This is a genomic window from Pseudoalteromonas sp. MT33b (assembly GCF_014117385.1).
Lineage (GTDB): Bacteria > Pseudomonadota > Gammaproteobacteria > Enterobacterales > Alteromonadaceae > Pseudoalteromonas > Pseudoalteromonas lipolytica.
Window position 1 is genome coordinate 1,718,412 of the sequence record NZ_CP059831.1, and the last position, 16,490, is coordinate 1,734,901.

Genomic DNA, 16,490 nt, shown 5'->3' on the forward strand with positions numbered 1-16,490 from the left:
TAGATTTATTGGATTAATTCAACCGATTAGTTGTATGTTGGTGCAGGAATCGGTTTTTTATTTCTAATTGCATTAATAACTTGCTGTTTTCTTGATGCGCGGTCTTTTCTACCTCTAGGCTGGTGCCCTACGTAAGTGTCGCCAAAGACTTCTTCAAGAGTTAGCTCTAAAGCTGAACAAATAGCCTCTGCTACAGGCTGAGATTTGTTTAATCGCTTTGCAATTGAGTAAACGTGAGAGCGAGAAACTTTTAATGCCTCTGCAATATCGGTGAGAAGAATATCTTTTTCATGCAATTTATTGCGTATATCTTCAAATACTAAACCGTTAGATTTCATGCTAAGTTATCCTATGTAAAGTTAGTTGCATACATTTGTAATGTTTTGTTCATTTTTTAATTTGTATCATTACATATGTATTGTTAAGTGACCCGTAACATTATTTTTGTATTTTTTAACATTACATTTGTATTGACAAGTAATTATGACTACTGATACTTTAAAAAAAGTTGATATAGAGCTAGCTGCACAAAAGCTTAAAAAAGAATTTGGTGTTGGTAGTGAAAGAGCACTTTCACTTGCTATGGGGTTGTCTCAGTCTGCATTTTTAAATGCAATGAATAGGGGCACATTACCATATGAGGGAATTGTTAAAGCCTGTGTTGATAGAGGCATTTCACTTGATCACATATTTGGATTAAAGCACACGAGCAGTAAATCTAATCTTCAACTGAATGAACCAAAACCTGAAAGTTCTTACCATCTTGTCAAAGAAGAAGTTATTCATATTGATAATTTGGTGGAATCAATAATGGATGAGGTTGTTACAAAAAATGATCTTCCAGTTGAAAGGTTACTTGCAGTACGCAAGTCGCTAAGGCCAATACTTGTTGATGCAGCTCTTGAGTATGAATGTGATCGAGCTATTGTTACAGCTATTGCGAGGAGTAGTCTCAAACTGGTTTAATTTCTTTAGGATGTGAAATGAAAACCTATTTAAAAACTTTTGCTATTGTAGCCTTAATGGCACTAACCCTCCCTACTTCAGCGCTCGAACCTTTAAGTGATCGAGCGCAAGTAAAACATATTAATTCAACGTTACTTATGCCTGATGGTAGTGATATGACGGTTGATATGAGCTTTGATTGCGGCTCTGACTTCTCTGAAACTGGTTTGATCGTAACTACCGAACAAGGAGCTAAGTTCTTGGCACATGCCTACTCAGAGCTTTATGGCCAAGCAGCTGGAGAAAAAGTGAAACAAGCCTGGCTTACAAAAGCTAATCCAGATGACCCAAGAAAACCCACCATGCTATTAATTAATGCTTTTGGAGCATTGGAATGGCCCAATGAATCTACTAAAGTTGTTGAATTGCAAGAGTTTAGTAGTATTAAAACGGTTAGCGCTAATACTGGGCCTGCAATCTTACAGTTATGCGGCACCCGGAGTCATAACCCAAGCGAATTACAATAATAAAATATATGGAGGCTAGGGCTTAAAGCCCTAGTTTTACGCATGGAACACACGCTTTTGAAATCAGTTTTTTACCTTACTTTGTTATTTATAGCCTATTTTAGCCCTGCAACTGAGCTAGCAGGATACAGCTTTGGTATCACTCAAGATAAAAGTGGTTTTATTTATCAAGCCAGCCAAAAAGGAGGTTTTAGACTTGATGGCGAAAACTATGTTCCGTTATCTGATCTTTTTGAAGTCCCTAATAATTGGCTCGAAGACGTAAGGTACCTTGAAAAAAACAATGAACTACTTTTGGCCTATGGTGACTTAGGTCTTTACAGAATAGACCTAAACAACAATCAAACTAGTCTACTTACGAATTCTGGGTGTTGGAGAATTGGGATTATTGAAAATGTTATTTATTGCTTACGTGGCCATAAATTAAATAGCTATGAATACGAAGGTAAAAAGTTAGAACCTTTGAAGCTATTACCAGATGATCTAAAAGTTCATTCTATAGCCGATGGGTACATTGATACTGATGTAGGTTTATTCATGGTTGATGGTAATACAGCAAAATTGATAGACAAAACACCTGCAATGTATACAAAAATTAGTAACAATGAATATGGGCTTGTAGCATGGAGAGACCAGGCATTGTATTACTATGACTCTTTCGGTAAGAGTAAATCTATACCATGGCCAACGATGCCAAAATCAATTTACGCTTTAGGTAACACGGTGTTCATTGAAAAAAATGGAGCTGTAGTACATCTTAACTTAATGGATTTTTCAGTAATAAATGAAAAAGTAAATGTGGTTAACTCCCCTATTCGTAGAATTTTCAAAGATGATGCTGAAAATATGTGGTTTATTTCGAGTAATAATGTACAAATAAAACCAGCCGCAATCACTCAAATCAGCTTGCCAATTTCTTCTGATTACAATATTAAAGTTCTCTCTGAAGGTGGTTTCTTTGTAGGAACCGAACAAGGTGTATATAAAAAAGTTGGTGATAAGTTTACTTTGATAGGTGACCCAAAGGAGTATGGATACGTCATCACTGACTTAGAAGTCATTGATGAGACTTTGTATATTGCAAGTAATAAAGGGCTTACAAAGTACAATTTTAAAAACAATACTTCAGAAAAACTTTATGATAGATATGTAATTGGTTTAAGCAAAAAATCAAAATTATTATTTGTGTCTTCAAGTTTTGAAGGTGTTTTTACGTATGATGGAGAACACTTTCTTGATCTATATGATGTTAATTCACTTCTTCATAACAATGAGATCTTAGATGTTAAGTTTATAGAAGATAATACTTATATTTTGTCTGCAGAAGGTTTTTACTCAAAAGATAAGCTTAACAGAATTGGTTATCATGGTAGTGAAATTGGTATTGTTGTCGATGCTGTTAAATATCAAAACGCTATCTTCTTTGGCACTTTTGGCAACGGACTGTTCAAATATCAAGATTCAAAATTAACAAGAATTGATAGCCCCCAAAGTATTATTGATTTAATCGTTCACCAAAATGATTTGTTCATAGGCACCATCGATGGTGTTTATAGGTACAGCGATTATATGTACTCATTAATGCCAGGTACATCAGGTTTAAATGTTACACCTAACTCAATGTTGTTAGAAAATAATAATGAACTTACTTTTGGTACCCAATTTGGTCTTACTACTATTAAGCTAGCTAACAAACCCACACAACTTGAACCATCGATAAAAACAATTCGAGTTGGTAATACATACCTTAGTGACCAGCTAGAGCGCTATGATGCCAGTAAGCAAGTAAGTTTATATATTTCAAATGGAAGTTTTGTAGGCAAAAGTGAATATGCATATTCAATTAACAATGAATGGATTACTGTTGAAAGTGGCGTGATTAACTTTCATAACATTAGACCAGGAACATATGAAGTAAATTACAAGAGTAGAATCAATGGCGGCCAATGGGTTAAAGGTAAGCCAATTACATTGACGTTCTTTGGAAAGTGGTATGAATCAGCAGCTGTTACAGTCTTAATTTTTCTTATACCTGCATTAATCATTAGCTTAATTATTTTAGTTGTCGTCTTATTACTCAAAGCCAACTACGGTGTACATAAAAAGCTATATAACATGCTAGGTTCTTGCGAACTTAATAAGATCCTAACAACTCTGATACGCGCAAAAAGTGCGTGTAGTAGTCCAGATTTAAATAAACTTGCCGATGGATTAGTTGAGCTGGATAAAGCAATTGATGAGCTTGTACCTTTAGCTCACGGTAATGCAGCATTAGGTAAAAGAACTATTCAACAAGGGTTGGATGCTTTGAAGGCAGCGCTTCAATTCGAGCAAATTAATCTTAATTTCGAATATACAATATCGATAAGTAACAATAAGAAATTAGAAAGTGATCTTGAACGTGATATATATGCTTTAGTTTATCATTCAATTAGAAACTCTGTTGACCATGGCAAGGCAAATCAAGTGGAAGTATTCGTAGAGCAAGTTAGAAACCAAGTTCATGTGTCAATCTTAGATAATGGTATAGGGTGTAGTCTCTATGCTCGTACTTTTAAATATGGCCTAGGTTTATATGTGATGAGAGACATTGCTAAAAAATATAAAGCCAAATTAAATTTCAAAAGTAGTAGTTCTGGTACTAGCATCTGTATTGGATTTCCATTAAGTGTCACTTCAAAGCTATTTAGAAATGAAAAAGCCCCTAGTTAGGGGCTTTTTAACTAAAGGAAACGACCATTTTTAAAACTAGCAGTACACGCATAGTCATTCAAAATAGTTCCTTTTGTGATCAAAACTAGATCACCTTCAAACTCTATTACGTCACCTATGTTGTAATTGGCTAAACCAGATTTCTCTTTTAAAAGTATATCAGCGCGGAATTCAAATTTATCATGATATTTGCTATTGAATGATACAGGTAAAAGATAGGCAGTAACGCCAACGCTTGATTCATCTATATTGACTAATTTAGCTTTCCATGGGGTTTTTTTACTTGAAATAACTTTTGCTAATACGTCGTTTTGATAATTTGTTTTTTTATAACAACCGCTAATTACTTGAGCTTGCTGGTTTTCTGCTTTAGTTAGATCAGTTGAAGACTTAAGTTTAAATACTGATGTGTTAGCCACTCGGTTATGAACAGGGGAAGTGAACTTGTAAACATCGTCATGTTTACGCATTACTTCATTAAACTTTTCTAGCCCAATGAATTGTTTCCCATCAAAGACCATCGTCCCACTTTGTCCTATAACTTTGTAACAGTAATAACCCTGATCACCTTTTGGTGAAATATTGTCAGATATGTCCATGTTACTGGCATAGCATTTGAAACTATCGAGGATAATGGGAGAATTTAATGAGAGTAAAACATCTGCATAAGAAGGTTCTGCAGGGTATGTTAAAGATGCACTAGCTTTGTAAGCATCTTCAGTTGTCTTACAACCACTGAGAACTGCCACAACTGAGAGGGTTAAAAGTAGCTTTTTCATGTGTTTCCTTTTTTGTTTTTAATCCTATTGGTTACATTATCGACAGCATTTTTATATGTAAAGGTTTTTCCCGCAGCACTTGTTACCACCTATCGATATCTTAGACGCTCAATAACTCTATTTGTTTTGAACCCTATTAATTGAGCGGAGAAAGATGATGACTAACTTAACCTGGACAAAAGCTAAGCCCACACTACCAGGGCACTACTGGTTTAGAATTTTACTCCCTGAGCAGAACGTCTATTTGCAGAAGCCTCATGTAAGAGAAGTTGTTATATTGGACGATGCGCTTTTTATCACAGATCCTAAAACTATTTCTGTTGCTGAGCTTGACGGTAATTTTGAATTTGCAGGACCAATAGCCTCGCCAGAAGAAACTTTAATTCAATCGGTTGAACTAAAGAGTACTTTACATGGAATGACGGTTGATGAGTCGCTTGTTATTAGCAAGCGTGTTGTAGAATTGGTTAAGAAGGAATGCAAGCAAATGGGCATACAGTACAGTAACCGGCCATTGCTTATTGCTGCTTATGCTGCAGGTGGTGACTCCCTAAGCCAGCACGACTTAATGTCCTGCGACCTTGCTTTCGACATGGGAAAAAATAGTATCAAATAAATCAAGCGGTTTATTTATCTTCCCTTTTTTATGTTGGGTTAAGCCCTCTTAGTTTTTTGACTAAGGGGGCTTATTTTTTAGCACAGTTTTAAAAAAAGGGGAAAACGCCTGTAAGCGATTTTAAGGCGTGTGTTTTTGTGATTGGCTGTAATGGCTCGTGTTTAAATCGTTTAAACGCTCTCAGTCGAATTTAAACACGGTTTAAACATAGTTTAATCATAATTTAAACGTGGCTTTTTAGTTTCTCGCTTAAAATGTCACGTTTAACTCTTTCGGCCTCGTCTTGACTCTTTTTTGTGAGCGCATTTATTTGAACAGTAAAAATAGCCATTTAACTTAATAGGTGTATAGAGTGGTGAATTACAAAACGTACATAACGCATATGCTTGAGCATGGCTGTCATACTCACAGTCAGAGCATTGATCATCTAGATATGTTTGCTCGTCATTCGTTAGAGCTGTTTGACAACTTGAACAGTGGGCCATAAAAATTCCTTGCGACTTTTTTGATACCCGCTTAGCCTATATTAGTTACCCCATACCCTTAGCTGTAAAGTCTTTTCCAGCAGTCTCCCCTTTCTTTGATTCATAAACTAGGTGCCAGTTAATTCATTTTTGGCACTTAAATCATGGCAAAGAAAGCAAGCACAAATACACAGTTCGATTGGTTTGAAGTTTTTAAAGCTGGTACCCAAACAGACAGCAAAGGCAATACCCAAACTTTTAGTAACGCTGATTTAAATAGCGTTGTTGCTAACTTCACACCTAAAACCGCACCGCTTGTAATCGGCCACCCTAAAATGGATTCACCTGCATGGGGTTGGGCCAGTGAACTAAAAGCCGAAGACGGCGTACTTTACGCTAAAGCTGATGAAGTAAGCAGTGAGTTTGCGCAAGCTGTTGAAGATAAGCGCTACCCTAACCGCTCAGTTAGATTAGAAAAAGTCGAAAACGGCTACAAACTTGCCCACATTGGTTACTTAGGTGGTAAGCCCCCTGCTGTAGACGGTTTAGCCTGGCAATTTAACCAGGATGAAAACGCCGACACCCTTACCTTTGAATTTGCTGCCGGTGATATGGACAGTATATCGCTACGAACATCAAACACCCTCACACGCCTTATGGGCAATTTGCGCAACTTTATTACTGACCGTTTTGGTAGTGAAGCGGCAGATAAAGTTGTGCCTGAGTATGAATCAGAGTGGTTAAAAGAAGAAACCATTATCGCTGAGCATGAGCGAGCCAAAGGTAATGCCGAATTTAGTAAAGGTGGCGATGATGACGCCACGCCCCCGACCAATGAGGACAATGCGATGGACGAAGAAGAAAAGAAAGCACTTCAAGACCAACTTGATGCAGCCAATGCTAAGAACAAGCAACTTGAATACACCCAGCGTGTAACTGCTGCCAAAACGTTTATCACTGATGAAGTTAACAGTGGTGATGCACCGCGCTTAACTAACACAGATGGCGTTGCTGAGTTTATGGCAAGCCTAGACGATGGTGACACAACGTTTGAGTTCGCTGCAGCGGATGGTGAGAGCCAAACGCTTAAGCCTGCAGAATGGTTTAAAGGCTTTTTAAAAGGCTTACCCGAGCAAACTGGCTTAACAAGCGAGTTTAATAAAGATGATACAAGCGACGAAGACGGCAACGACACAGCTGAAACGCTTGCTGCTAAAGCGCTTGAGTATCAGCAATCACAATCTGACAAAGGCATTACGATTAGTATCTCGTCTGCGTTAGACCACATTAAGAAGGCATAAAATCATGGCGCAACCAGGATTTATTAGAAACTTTTCGGCTGTTTCAGCAATTGCAGCGAATCGCCTTGTAGTTGTATCAGCACTTGAAGATTTTCATGTTGTTGCTGCAACAGATGCAAGCGCGGTATTTGCTGGCGTAACGGAGCAAGGCACTGATAACCATTTACGTGTTGATGTAGTGATGACACAAAGTGCCCCAGTTGAATTTGGTGGTGATATTGCAGCTGGTGACTTAATTGTTGCTGATGCTGAAGGTAAAGCCATTGCATTGGATTTGGCCGACTATGTAGGGGAAACCCAAATTCATGTTGCTGGCTGGGCAATGGAAACCGGCGATGCTGGCACCATTGGTGACATCTTTTTAGCGCCGCAACTCATTGCGACGATTCCAAGCGCGTAAGGCGCTTGGGTTAACTTAATTTCATAAAGTGAGGAATTGCCATGAGTAATGGTATGCCATTTACACCCGATACAGAGCAAACGGCTATTGCCATTGCTTATAAAAACAAAAAGCTAATTGCTGACCAATTAGCCCCTTATTCGCCTGTTGGTAAACGTGCATTTAAATGGACTGAGTACAATAAAGGCGACAAGTTTACCTTACCTGATATGAAAATTGGCCGTAAATCGGGCCCGAATCAGGTTGAATTCTCTGTTACAGAGAAAGAAAGTTCAGTGGTTGATTATGGTTTGTCTGACATTATTCCCAATGATGATGAGGATAACGCACCAGCTAATTACAACCCGCGTACACATGCGGCTGAAAGTATCACTGATTTAGTGCTACTTGGTCGTGAGGTTCGTGTTGCAGAGTTGTATAACACCGCGTCGAATTTTGGTAAACATGAAAGTTTATCCGCTCAAGGCTTTAAATTCTTAGATGATCCAGAACTGGATATCTTGCCGTTCTTACTTGAAATTCTTGATGAGCCGTTGATGCGCCCTAACGCCATTAATATGTCTCAAGCAGTTTCAACTAAAATTCGCACTCACCCAAACCTTGTTAAAGCCTATAACGGCACTAGTGGTGATAAAGGCCTGGTGCCTTGGAAATGGATTTTAGAGCAGCTTGAGCTTGAACATATCAATGTTGGGCAAGCACGTTTAAACACAGCCAAAAAAGGCAAAGACGTTAATTTAAAACGCGCCTTTGCTGACAACTTATCGTTTACCTATCACGACCCGCTGGCGTCGTTCCAAAATCAACGCATGACATTTGCATTGACTGCACGTTATGGCTCGCGTGTTTCTTCTAACCGCGATGTGGCTGCAGGCTTAAATGGCGGTGTAGAAGTCATGGTTGGTGAAGCAGTTAAAGAAGTGGTGATTGCCAAAGACTGCGGCATCTTACTAACGAATGTACTTAACCCGAATTAATTAACGCATTGTTCCCTGTAAAAGGCTCTTAGTCTCCAAGTTTCCTGAGAGCCTTTTTTTACTAACTGAGGCATACATGTTTACGACAACTCAAACAGTTATCGACAAAATTGGCATTAATGTGCTGTTGCAATTTGTATCTGCAAAATTTGCAGAGCCAGGTGCATACCCTACCCGTGACGATGTAGAAACGGCCTTACTGGGTGAACCTGAAACAGAGTTGCAACAGCAGATTGCTGCTTGGTACAGCGAAGCACAAAAAGACGTTAACGCCACTATTACGGGCTTTGTAGCGCGTTTTAAGTTAACACAAGACGATATTAACTCGTCGGTTTTGCCAGGCATTGCGATTGACTTAATGCACTGTGAATTGGCAACCAATATCGCCGACGAACACCTTAAAGAACTGAATAAAAAGGCCATGGCCCTATTAGATAAGGTTAGTAAAGGTGTGATCCAAATTAAGGAAGATGCGCCTGCAGGCTCAAGAACTGGGATGCGAACAAAAGCTGCAGGCTCTCAATTTGACTGGGACAGGTACTAACGATGGCTGGGGTATTTATCGATTTATCGGGTAATGCACTGCCCCGCCTGAGCCAAATTGCAACAACCAGTGAAAGAGCTACCGATGTATTGGACGATATCGGCGCATTTTTAGACATGGACGTCACCACCCGCTTTTTACGTGAAATGACACCTGAAGGGCGTAAGTGGGAACAGTCACAGGCTGCAAAAGACCGTGGCGGTTTAACACTAACCGATACACGCAGCTTAGCTGGCTCAGTTACACACAACGTAAGCTACAACACGTTAGTGCATGGCCTTGGTGAAAAGTATGCCGCCATACACCACTTTGGTGGTGAAACAGGACGCAATAAAAACGTAAAGCTGCCTGCGAGACCAATACTCGGTATTGCAGCTATACAAGAAGCAGAAATTAACGACATCGTTGAAGACTGGTTAATTTAAAGTGAGTTTAAAGAGGGTTTAAATGTCATTTAACTTTGATTTAAACAAGGTCGAAACCGTCCTTAAACAATCTGCAATTAGAGCAACGCTTGGGTTTTCAAGTGACTTTAACGAAGTGAGGAAACGTGCGGTGCATAGTTCGCACCTATTTGTTTTGCCCCTTGCTGAAGATAACCAGAATACAAACCAAGTACCAGGGCTTGATGAATACCAGGTAAATGAAACATTTGCTGTGATGATTGTTATTCCTTGCCTAACAGGCAACGCAACGAGCAATGCCGAAATTAAAGAGTTAAGAGGCCAAGTGAAAGAAGCCTTAGCCGGTTGCCAGTTTCAAGGATGGGACCCGATTAAGCTAGATAAAGGCCGCACTATTGAGCTTAACAAAGAAACAAACAACTTAATTTATCAGTGCCAGTTCAGCGTGACTGGTATTCATACCGTAACTGTGAAGGTGATGCCATGAGCAAACAAACCGAATCGCAATCGACAAAACAAGCACCAGAAAAAGGCGTTGTTATTACACAGCCTAAAGTGTCTCGTGCTATGGCCATTGCGAACAATGTAAACAAGGTACTTTCAAGTAATAAGGCCGCTCGAACCGAACTGGCTGGTGCGTTTAACTTGAAAGATGGCGAGTTAATTAAAGTGGAGGTTAAATCATGAGCTGGCGCTTTAAAGATAAACTAATTTTAGCAGATGCCCTAGGCACCACACTCACAGGCATGCATGCAATTTATGCAAGTGAAGTTGAACTTGCCATCGAGAACGAAAGCGAAAAAGACGAGCTTGAAACAAGCTACAGCGGTGCAAGCCTAGAAACGTTTTACGGTGAGCACATAAGCCTTAACTTTAAAACCCCCTTAGCCATGAGTGGCGTTGCAGGTAATGAGCCTGCCTTTGCGCCCCTATTACTTGCGTGTGGCATGGTGCAAGTAGCTGATGCTACAAGTGTGACGTTTACCAAAGGTGCCGCTGTTGCAGTTAAATGCCTGGTTCGCTTTGGTAAGAACACGCATGAAATAAGCGAAATGAAAGGTAATGTGAGCTTACAACTTGAAAAAGGTAAGCCAATGCTGAATTGGCAGTTTAAAGGCTTATTTAGTGCGCCTATTGCAAGTGCAGCTGCGCCTGTAGTGGATTGGGCGAGATGGGTTCGCCCTGAAGTACTTGGTGTAAGTAATAGCTCTGATTTTAAGTTAAATGATGTGAAGCGAACCCTACACAAGCTGACCGTGGACTTAGGTAATAATGTGATATTTGACCGTGCCATTAACCAAGAAGGAATTATGATCACAGGTCATGAAAGCAGTGCCAACTTTACGCTTACAGCTGAAGAACTGGCCAGCTTCAACCCCTTCGATGATGTTGGCAAAGTACAGATGTTTGAATTTACACACGGTACAGCTGTGGGTAAAAAAGTCACCATTATTGGCCGTTATCAAATGCCACCACCTAAATACACAAGCCTTGACTCTGAATTAACGGGCTATGAGTTTGATGGAAAGCTGGTACCCAGTGGTGCGGGTTACGATGAATTAACCATCGTATTTGAGTAATACCATGCGTTTTCAAGCCGTCAACGTCACAAATATCGACACAGGAATTGTTGAATTTTACACGGTCATTGCAAAGCCAAAGGGAAAAGCGCCAAGTTACTGCAAAGATAGCAGTGGCATTCTTGAATTTAGTAGTCATAAAGCCGCAAAGGATGAGGCTAAACGACTGACTAATGCATATAAGTGAACTTAAAAATGAAATTAAAACTTTTAGATGAATTGAAAAACACATCAGCTGAAGCGCCTTTAAATTTTACCTTTGCGGGGGTGCAGTTCAAATTCACAGCGAAAATTAAAATTGTTGATGAACAAACGCTCGAAGAACTTACTGGCAAACAAGGCGCGAATGATAAGGAAATTGTTCGTGACTTACTTATTGGCTGGGATGAGTTTGTTGATGAAGGTAAGCAAGTACCCTTTGCAACTGACACACTTGAAGAAATGCTTGCGTATCCAGGCATAACTGCACGGTTAAGTGTTGAGTGCATTAACGCGCAATACCGTGTACAGGAAAAAAACTAAACGATGTTGCTAGGTGGTTTGTGGGCGACCTAGCAGCACAAAGCCAAACATTAGATGACGACGAAGCCCATTTTGGCGCACCTGTTAAAGCTGCGCCTAAAAACGACAAAGACGACACATTATTTGTATTGCCGGCTAACCACGTTGCAGTAATCGCTATAACCACCGCATCGAGTCAATGGCAGTTAGATAATAATGGGATTGAGTTTGCCCTTGATTATGCCAGGGCTGATATTGCATGGCGCTATGCAAACATAACACTTACCCCACCCGACTTTGACAAAGTACAAACCCTTGAGCGCACCATAATTGGATTGATAAGGCGACCTGATGAGCAACAACTTGAATTTGGCGTTACGCTTACGTTATGACGGTAAAGCTGTTACTGCTGGTGCGCGTCAGAACGTAAATGATATCAATCGCATTAAAGAAGCAGCAAAAGAGCAATCAAGGGTTGCTAAAGACGAATCTGCAAAGCAAGTTGATAGTTTCAGTAAAAAAACTTCTGCTTTAAACAGAGTCCCCATAGCAATACATGAACAAATACCTGCATATCAACGCGTTGGTGTAAGCCAAGCCGCAGCAATGAAGCAACAGAGTAACGCTGTTCGTAATTACGCTAATGAGTTAAATGTTCTTCCCAAAGCAATAGATAAACAAGCTGTTGCAAATGAAAAATCAGTTGTATCTCAAAAAACAACTTCGGCAAAAAATAATGCAAGTGTAAGACAGAGCGTAACTGAATTAAATCGTGTTCCTGAGTCAATTCAGAGACAAGTTACAGCTCAAAATAAAGCTGCGTTATCGTATGCTAAAACAGCTAGACAACAACAGGTATTAACACGAAAAACGGTTACTGACTTAAATCGTGTGCCTGCAGCAATTCAACGCCAAGTTGCGGCCAATCAACAATTAGGCGTAAGCCAGGCTACTGTTATGCGCCAACAAGGTGCAATGAATCGCCAGCTTGGTTTAATGAACACTGCGTATGGCCAATTAGGTGCCACGCTTACCACTCTTGTGAGTATTGGTACTGCAACCATGTTTGTTCGTGATACCGGTGCTGCACAAATGCTTGATACGCGATTAAAAGGGTTAACGAGTTCAACCCGTGAATATGAAAGAGTCCAAGCGTATTTATTTGAAACAGCTGACAGATTAAACACCGGTTACACCACCCTAGCCGATTCATACAGTAAAATATTAACGCTTCAAGATGCGGGTGTAGTTACCCAAGAGCAAGGTATAGCGATACTTGAAGGCATGGCCAATGCGGCTGCAAAAACAGGCGCAAGCAATGTACAGCTTGGGCAAAGCTTGTTTGGTATGACGCAAGGTATGACAGCAGGTGTATTACGCGCTGAAGAGTTAAACCAGGTTACTGAGCCTATGCCTGGCTTATTACAAAAACTCGATAAAGCAGCAGGTAAAGCCGCTGGCGGTTTTAGACAAATGGTGAACGATGGCCAAGTAACTAGCCAGATGTTTAAAAACTATTTGATCAAAGCACTTGAAGATTATGCGGGTGCAGCTGAAGCGACCGAAGGCAAGATAAACGCAAGCTTTGCTGAAATGGGTAATGAATACCAGCGCTTAATTCGTAAATATGAAGAGCCAGTAAACTTTGCTGTTACCAGTGTTGTGGACAGTATAACGGACACGATGGCGTATTTACGCGAGAACGAAGAGGTTGTAGACGACTTAGTATTTGCTACAGGCGCATTAGCAACGGTTCTAGCTGGGCGTTTAGTGTCAAGCCTAGCTGCAAGTGCGCAAGGATATATTGCAAATGTAGCCGCAAAGAATCAGGCAATACTTGCTGATGCTGCTCTAGCTAAGCAAGCCAAAATTAATGCGATTGCTGAGCGCGAACGTGCCTTGTATGAAAATGCAGCGGCAAAACGTCAGTTAGTTTCTGCATCAACTGCAGGGACACGTGCAGCGGCCATTACACGTTTAGCAGCAACGAACAATAGAGCTGCCGCCTCTGAAGCTAATCTAGCTGCAGCAACAAATGCATATACTGTAGCGGCGACTAGAGCAACGATTGCATCACGAGGGTTAAATGTTGCCATGGGTTTTTTAGGTGGCCCTGTCGGTGTGATCATGACCGCTGGCCTAGCCCTTGCTTATTTTGCAAGTCAAAGCGACACATCAAGCGTAGCCGCTAAAAAGCTTGAAACTAACCTTTATGATCTATCTACTGCTTTTGACACACTTGCTAATAAAAAAGCCACTACACAGCTACGCAACAATCAAAATGAAATCAGTAAATACAGTAAAAATATTGAAGATGCCTATAGCAAAATAGCTGATTTAAAAGCGCAACAAGACCAAGCACCAACTGGGCGTGCTGCCTCTGCCTATAGCCGTCAAATTAGAAGTTTAGAATCGTACATTGATAAGCAAACCGAGTTACGCGCTAAGTTAATGGACACGGCTACAGAGATTGCAAACTTTGAAAAGAACTTAAGCGAGATTAAGTGGACCACACCTAAGTCAGATCAACCTGAATCTGCAACTGAATTACCTGAGAATATTAAGCGGTTGCAAGAGCGCTTAGCGGGTGAGGAAGCAAGGCTACAGATCAGTTACAACAAACAGCGCCAAATGGTGATCACTGCCCGCGAAAATGATGTCGCTAATAAAGCAAAATACGATGCCATTCTTAAACAGTTAGACACAAAGTACTCTGAAGATGTAAAAGCGTTAGTAGAAAAGCGTGAAGCTGAAAAAATTCGTATTCAAAACCAAGCTGAAGAAAAACGTAAAAATGACTTACGCAGAGATCTAGATAATCGTATAGCGATTATTAAAGGGTTTGCAGATAGAGAGCAACTAGCGGCCTATAATAATGAGCTACGTGTTGAGCAAGCAAGGCAACAAGCACGAGTTGATGCAAAACGCCGCGCTACTCTAGGTTTGGCTGCTAATGATGACAGTGGCGAGCTGCAATACAACGCTGATAATCAAATTCGTGATCTTGAACGTCAAACTGAATTAAATGCAGCAGCCGGCTATTTCAGCCAACGTGAAGCAGATGAAGCTGCACACCAGGAGCGTTTATTTCAGATTAAGAACCGTTATGCTGGTGCCCTACAAAGTAGCATTGTTGCTTTTGCTAATTTTGAAAAACAAACCGAAGCAGACAAAGCACAAGCCATTGTTGGATTAGGCGCTGCTACTTTCAAAAGCATGGCAGGCCAAAGCAAAAAGGCATTTAAAGCTTACAAAGCCTTTGCTATTGCGCAAGCTGTGATAAATACCTATCAAAGTGCCACGGGGGCATTTACATCACTTGCATCCATTCCAATTGTTGGCCCTGTACTGGGTGGTATTGCCGCAGCAGCTGCAATTATGCAAGGTATGCAGCAAGTCAGACAAATTAAAGCACAACAACCAGCAGGTATTGCACACGGTGGTTTAGATTACGTACCAAATGAATCAACCTATGTATTACAACGCGGTGAGCGTGTATTAAGCCCTAAACAAAACATTGAAATTAGCCAAATGGCACGCCGCTATAACGCAGGAACTGCCGCAGCTAATGATTCAGTTAGTCGTGGTATTACGTTAAGCATTACAAACCAAATTAACGTACAAGGTTCAGCAAATGAGCAAAACGCTCAGCTTATAGGCCAAGATATTGCGCGTGAAGTGGTGGGTGTTGTTGTAGCGAACATTCAAAGTAATGGTGCAATCATTCGCTCTATTCGTGGCGCTGCTTAGTTGTTAAGTAATTGAGATTCGTGTAAAAAGAAATTTTTATACGAGGGAATGCTTGTGAAGTATTTGATAAAATCATTAGGAAACAATTTAGTTAGTTTAGTAGTGCTAGTAGTTTTATTGGGGTGTTTAACTTTAGCAATTGCTTTTCTAAAACGTTTTAATTTTGAAAATTCGTGGCCTATGGATAAATGGGTTGATTCCTTTGTTTATTTCAACAATGCAACATCGCCCCTTCTTTTATTAGCTTCAGTGGTGCTTTTGTATCAAACTTGGCTTGGCTCTCGTGAAGCACTTAAAGTACAGAAGCGTGAATTAGAAGAAACTAAGAATGTGCTGAAAGAGCAAACTGACACGCAGAACTTTGGTGTATTTAAAGATGCACTATTTGAAGTTACCGACTCAGTTGCATTAATGCTAGAAACAAAAGTGTTACTAAAAAGAACAGAGAATGATGTACAACTTTTTATCGAAAAATCTTGGGGCTACAAAGCTAATCAGGAGTTATTAACGGATGATGAGAGGATTATGACTTTTAAAAGTTTTTTACGTCATTACTTTGAGGTAATGAGTGGAAAACCTTTAGAAGAAGACTCTCATACGGCAAGTTTTAAAAGACTTTTAATACCAGGTGAAACCTTTCCTTATATAGAGAAAGTTAAAACAATTGCTTTACTGTTTCACAAACAAAAATTAAATGTTCATTTCGATACGCTAGAAATCATTATTTTTCACCGTTTAGATAAGTTCACTTGGTTAATGTTTGTTGAGATCGCATTTTATCTGTTTAAAACATCAAAAGAGGACGAGAAAAATTCCGCAGAACTTGTCTTTGAAGCAATTGCTGGTTTAACATGCAGACAGTTAAAAGAAATTAGTTGGATACAAGCACTTTCAGATGAAGTACTTTTTGAGCTTCAAAAACGAAAACTAATATAACTATGTAAACCCCTTTCCAGCCGAAAGCTACTCCCCTAAATTTTATACTCGTTA

At 39.9% G+C, this 16,490-nt stretch carries 20 protein-coding genes; 18 read left to right on the forward strand and 2 right to left on the reverse strand.

Annotated features, from left to right (window positions below; translation table 11 throughout):
• Positions 1 to 26: 26 nt before the first annotated feature.
• Positions 27 to 338 carry a helix-turn-helix transcriptional regulator gene (locus tag H3302_RS07900; RefSeq protein WP_063705210.1) on the reverse strand — a complete coding sequence of 104 codons (312 nt, stop codon included), beginning with the start codon at positions 336 to 338 and terminating at the stop codon, positions 27 to 29.
• 145 nt (positions 339 to 483) lie between these two features.
• On the opposite strand from H3302_RS07900, the gene H3302_RS07905 reads away from it, so the two are divergent.
• From H3302_RS07905 to H3302_RS07915, 3 genes are read left to right on the forward strand one after another with little or no spacing between them, the layout of a single operon-like run.
• Positions 484 to 966, forward strand: a complete 483-nt coding sequence (locus tag H3302_RS07905; protein ID WP_063705208.1) for a hypothetical protein — start codon at positions 484 to 486, stop codon at positions 964 to 966.
• A 17-nt stretch (positions 967 to 983) separates the two neighbouring features.
• Entirely contained in the window at positions 984 to 1,472 is a 489-nt protein-coding gene (locus H3302_RS07910) for a hypothetical protein (RefSeq protein WP_182396346.1), read from the forward strand.
• A 42-nt stretch (positions 1,473 to 1,514) separates the two neighbouring features.
• Complete coding sequence (locus tag H3302_RS07915; RefSeq protein WP_220469624.1) at positions 1,515 to 4,184, forward strand: ATP-binding protein; 2,670 nt, start codon at positions 1,515 to 1,517, stop codon at positions 4,182 to 4,184.
• An 11-nt stretch (positions 4,185 to 4,195) separates the two neighbouring features.
• Here H3302_RS07915 and H3302_RS07920 read toward each other — a convergent pair whose 3' ends face one another.
• Positions 4,196 to 4,963: a hypothetical protein gene (locus tag H3302_RS07920; RefSeq protein WP_182396348.1), complete on the reverse strand. Its 768-nt coding sequence runs from the start codon at positions 4,961 to 4,963 to the stop codon at positions 4,196 to 4,198.
• Positions 4,964 to 5,117: 154 nt separating this feature from the next.
• On the opposite strand from H3302_RS07920, the gene H3302_RS07925 reads away from it, so the two are divergent.
• From H3302_RS07925 to H3302_RS07990, 15 genes are all read left to right on the forward strand, one after another.
• On the forward strand, positions 5,118 to 5,579 hold the full coding sequence (locus tag H3302_RS07925) for a hypothetical protein (protein WP_182396349.1): 462 nt from the start codon (positions 5,118 to 5,120) through the stop codon (positions 5,577 to 5,579).
• 352 nt (positions 5,580 to 5,931) lie between these two features.
• Complete coding sequence (locus tag H3302_RS19895) at positions 5,932 to 6,066, forward strand: hypothetical protein (protein ID WP_259369890.1); 135 nt, start codon at positions 5,932 to 5,934, stop codon at positions 6,064 to 6,066.
• Positions 6,067 to 6,207: 141 nt separating this feature from the next.
• Complete coding sequence (locus H3302_RS07930; RefSeq protein WP_182396350.1) at positions 6,208 to 7,344, forward strand: hypothetical protein; 1,137 nt, start codon at positions 6,208 to 6,210, stop codon at positions 7,342 to 7,344.
• A 4-nt stretch (positions 7,345 to 7,348) separates the two neighbouring features.
• On the forward strand, positions 7,349 to 7,744 hold the full coding sequence (locus tag H3302_RS07935; protein WP_182396351.1) for a DUF2190 family protein: 396 nt from the start codon (positions 7,349 to 7,351) through the stop codon (positions 7,742 to 7,744).
• Positions 7,745 to 7,785: 41 nt separating this feature from the next.
• Positions 7,786 to 8,721 (forward strand): capsid protein, encoded by a 936-nt coding sequence (locus H3302_RS07940; protein WP_182396352.1) that lies wholly within the window; start codon positions 7,786 to 7,788, stop codon positions 8,719 to 8,721.
• Positions 8,722 to 8,797: 76 nt separating this feature from the next.
• Positions 8,798 to 9,265, forward strand: a complete 468-nt coding sequence (locus tag H3302_RS07945) for a phage protein Gp36 family protein (RefSeq protein ID WP_182396353.1) — start codon at positions 8,798 to 8,800, stop codon at positions 9,263 to 9,265.
• 2 nt (positions 9,266 to 9,267) lie between these two features.
• A complete protein-coding gene (locus H3302_RS07950) occupies positions 9,268 to 9,690 on the forward strand; it encodes a phage virion morphogenesis protein (protein WP_182396354.1) in 423 nt (140 codons plus the stop codon).
• A 22-nt stretch (positions 9,691 to 9,712) separates the two neighbouring features.
• Positions 9,713 to 10,156, forward strand: a complete 444-nt coding sequence (locus H3302_RS07955) for a hypothetical protein (protein ID WP_182396355.1) — start codon at positions 9,713 to 9,715, stop codon at positions 10,154 to 10,156.
• The gene (locus H3302_RS07960) at positions 10,153 to 10,356 is read left to right on the forward strand and encodes a hypothetical protein (RefSeq protein ID WP_182396356.1); all 204 of its coding nucleotides are present in this window, start codon (positions 10,153 to 10,155) and stop codon (positions 10,354 to 10,356) included. The genes H3302_RS07955 and H3302_RS07960 overlap by 4 nt, the downstream gene beginning before the upstream one ends.
• The gene (locus H3302_RS07965; RefSeq protein ID WP_259369891.1) at positions 10,353 to 11,249 is read left to right on the forward strand and encodes a hypothetical protein; all 897 of its coding nucleotides are present in this window, start codon (positions 10,353 to 10,355) and stop codon (positions 11,247 to 11,249) included. Before H3302_RS07960 ends, H3302_RS07965 begins: the two co-directional genes overlap by 4 nt.
• Before the next feature lie 4 nt (positions 11,250 to 11,253).
• Positions 11,254 to 11,436, forward strand: coding sequence for a hypothetical protein (locus H3302_RS07970; protein ID WP_182396357.1), 183 nt, complete (start codon positions 11,254 to 11,256; stop codon positions 11,434 to 11,436).
• A gap of 8 nt (positions 11,437 to 11,444) precedes the next feature.
• Positions 11,445 to 11,771, forward strand: coding sequence for a hypothetical protein (locus tag H3302_RS07975; protein ID WP_182396358.1), 327 nt, complete (start codon positions 11,445 to 11,447; stop codon positions 11,769 to 11,771).
• Between the two features lie 20 nt (positions 11,772 to 11,791).
• On the forward strand, positions 11,792 to 12,142 hold the full coding sequence (locus H3302_RS07980) for a hypothetical protein (RefSeq protein WP_182396359.1): 351 nt from the start codon (positions 11,792 to 11,794) through the stop codon (positions 12,140 to 12,142).
• Complete coding sequence (locus tag H3302_RS07985; RefSeq protein WP_259369892.1) at positions 12,102 to 15,500, forward strand: tape measure protein; 3,399 nt, start codon at positions 12,102 to 12,104, stop codon at positions 15,498 to 15,500. The genes H3302_RS07980 and H3302_RS07985 overlap by 41 nt, the downstream gene beginning before the upstream one ends.
• 54 nt (positions 15,501 to 15,554) lie before the next feature.
• Positions 15,555 to 16,436: a hypothetical protein gene (locus H3302_RS07990; RefSeq protein ID WP_182396360.1), complete on the forward strand. Its 882-nt coding sequence runs from the start codon at positions 15,555 to 15,557 to the stop codon at positions 16,434 to 16,436.
• Positions 16,437 to 16,490 lie beyond the last annotated feature (54 nt).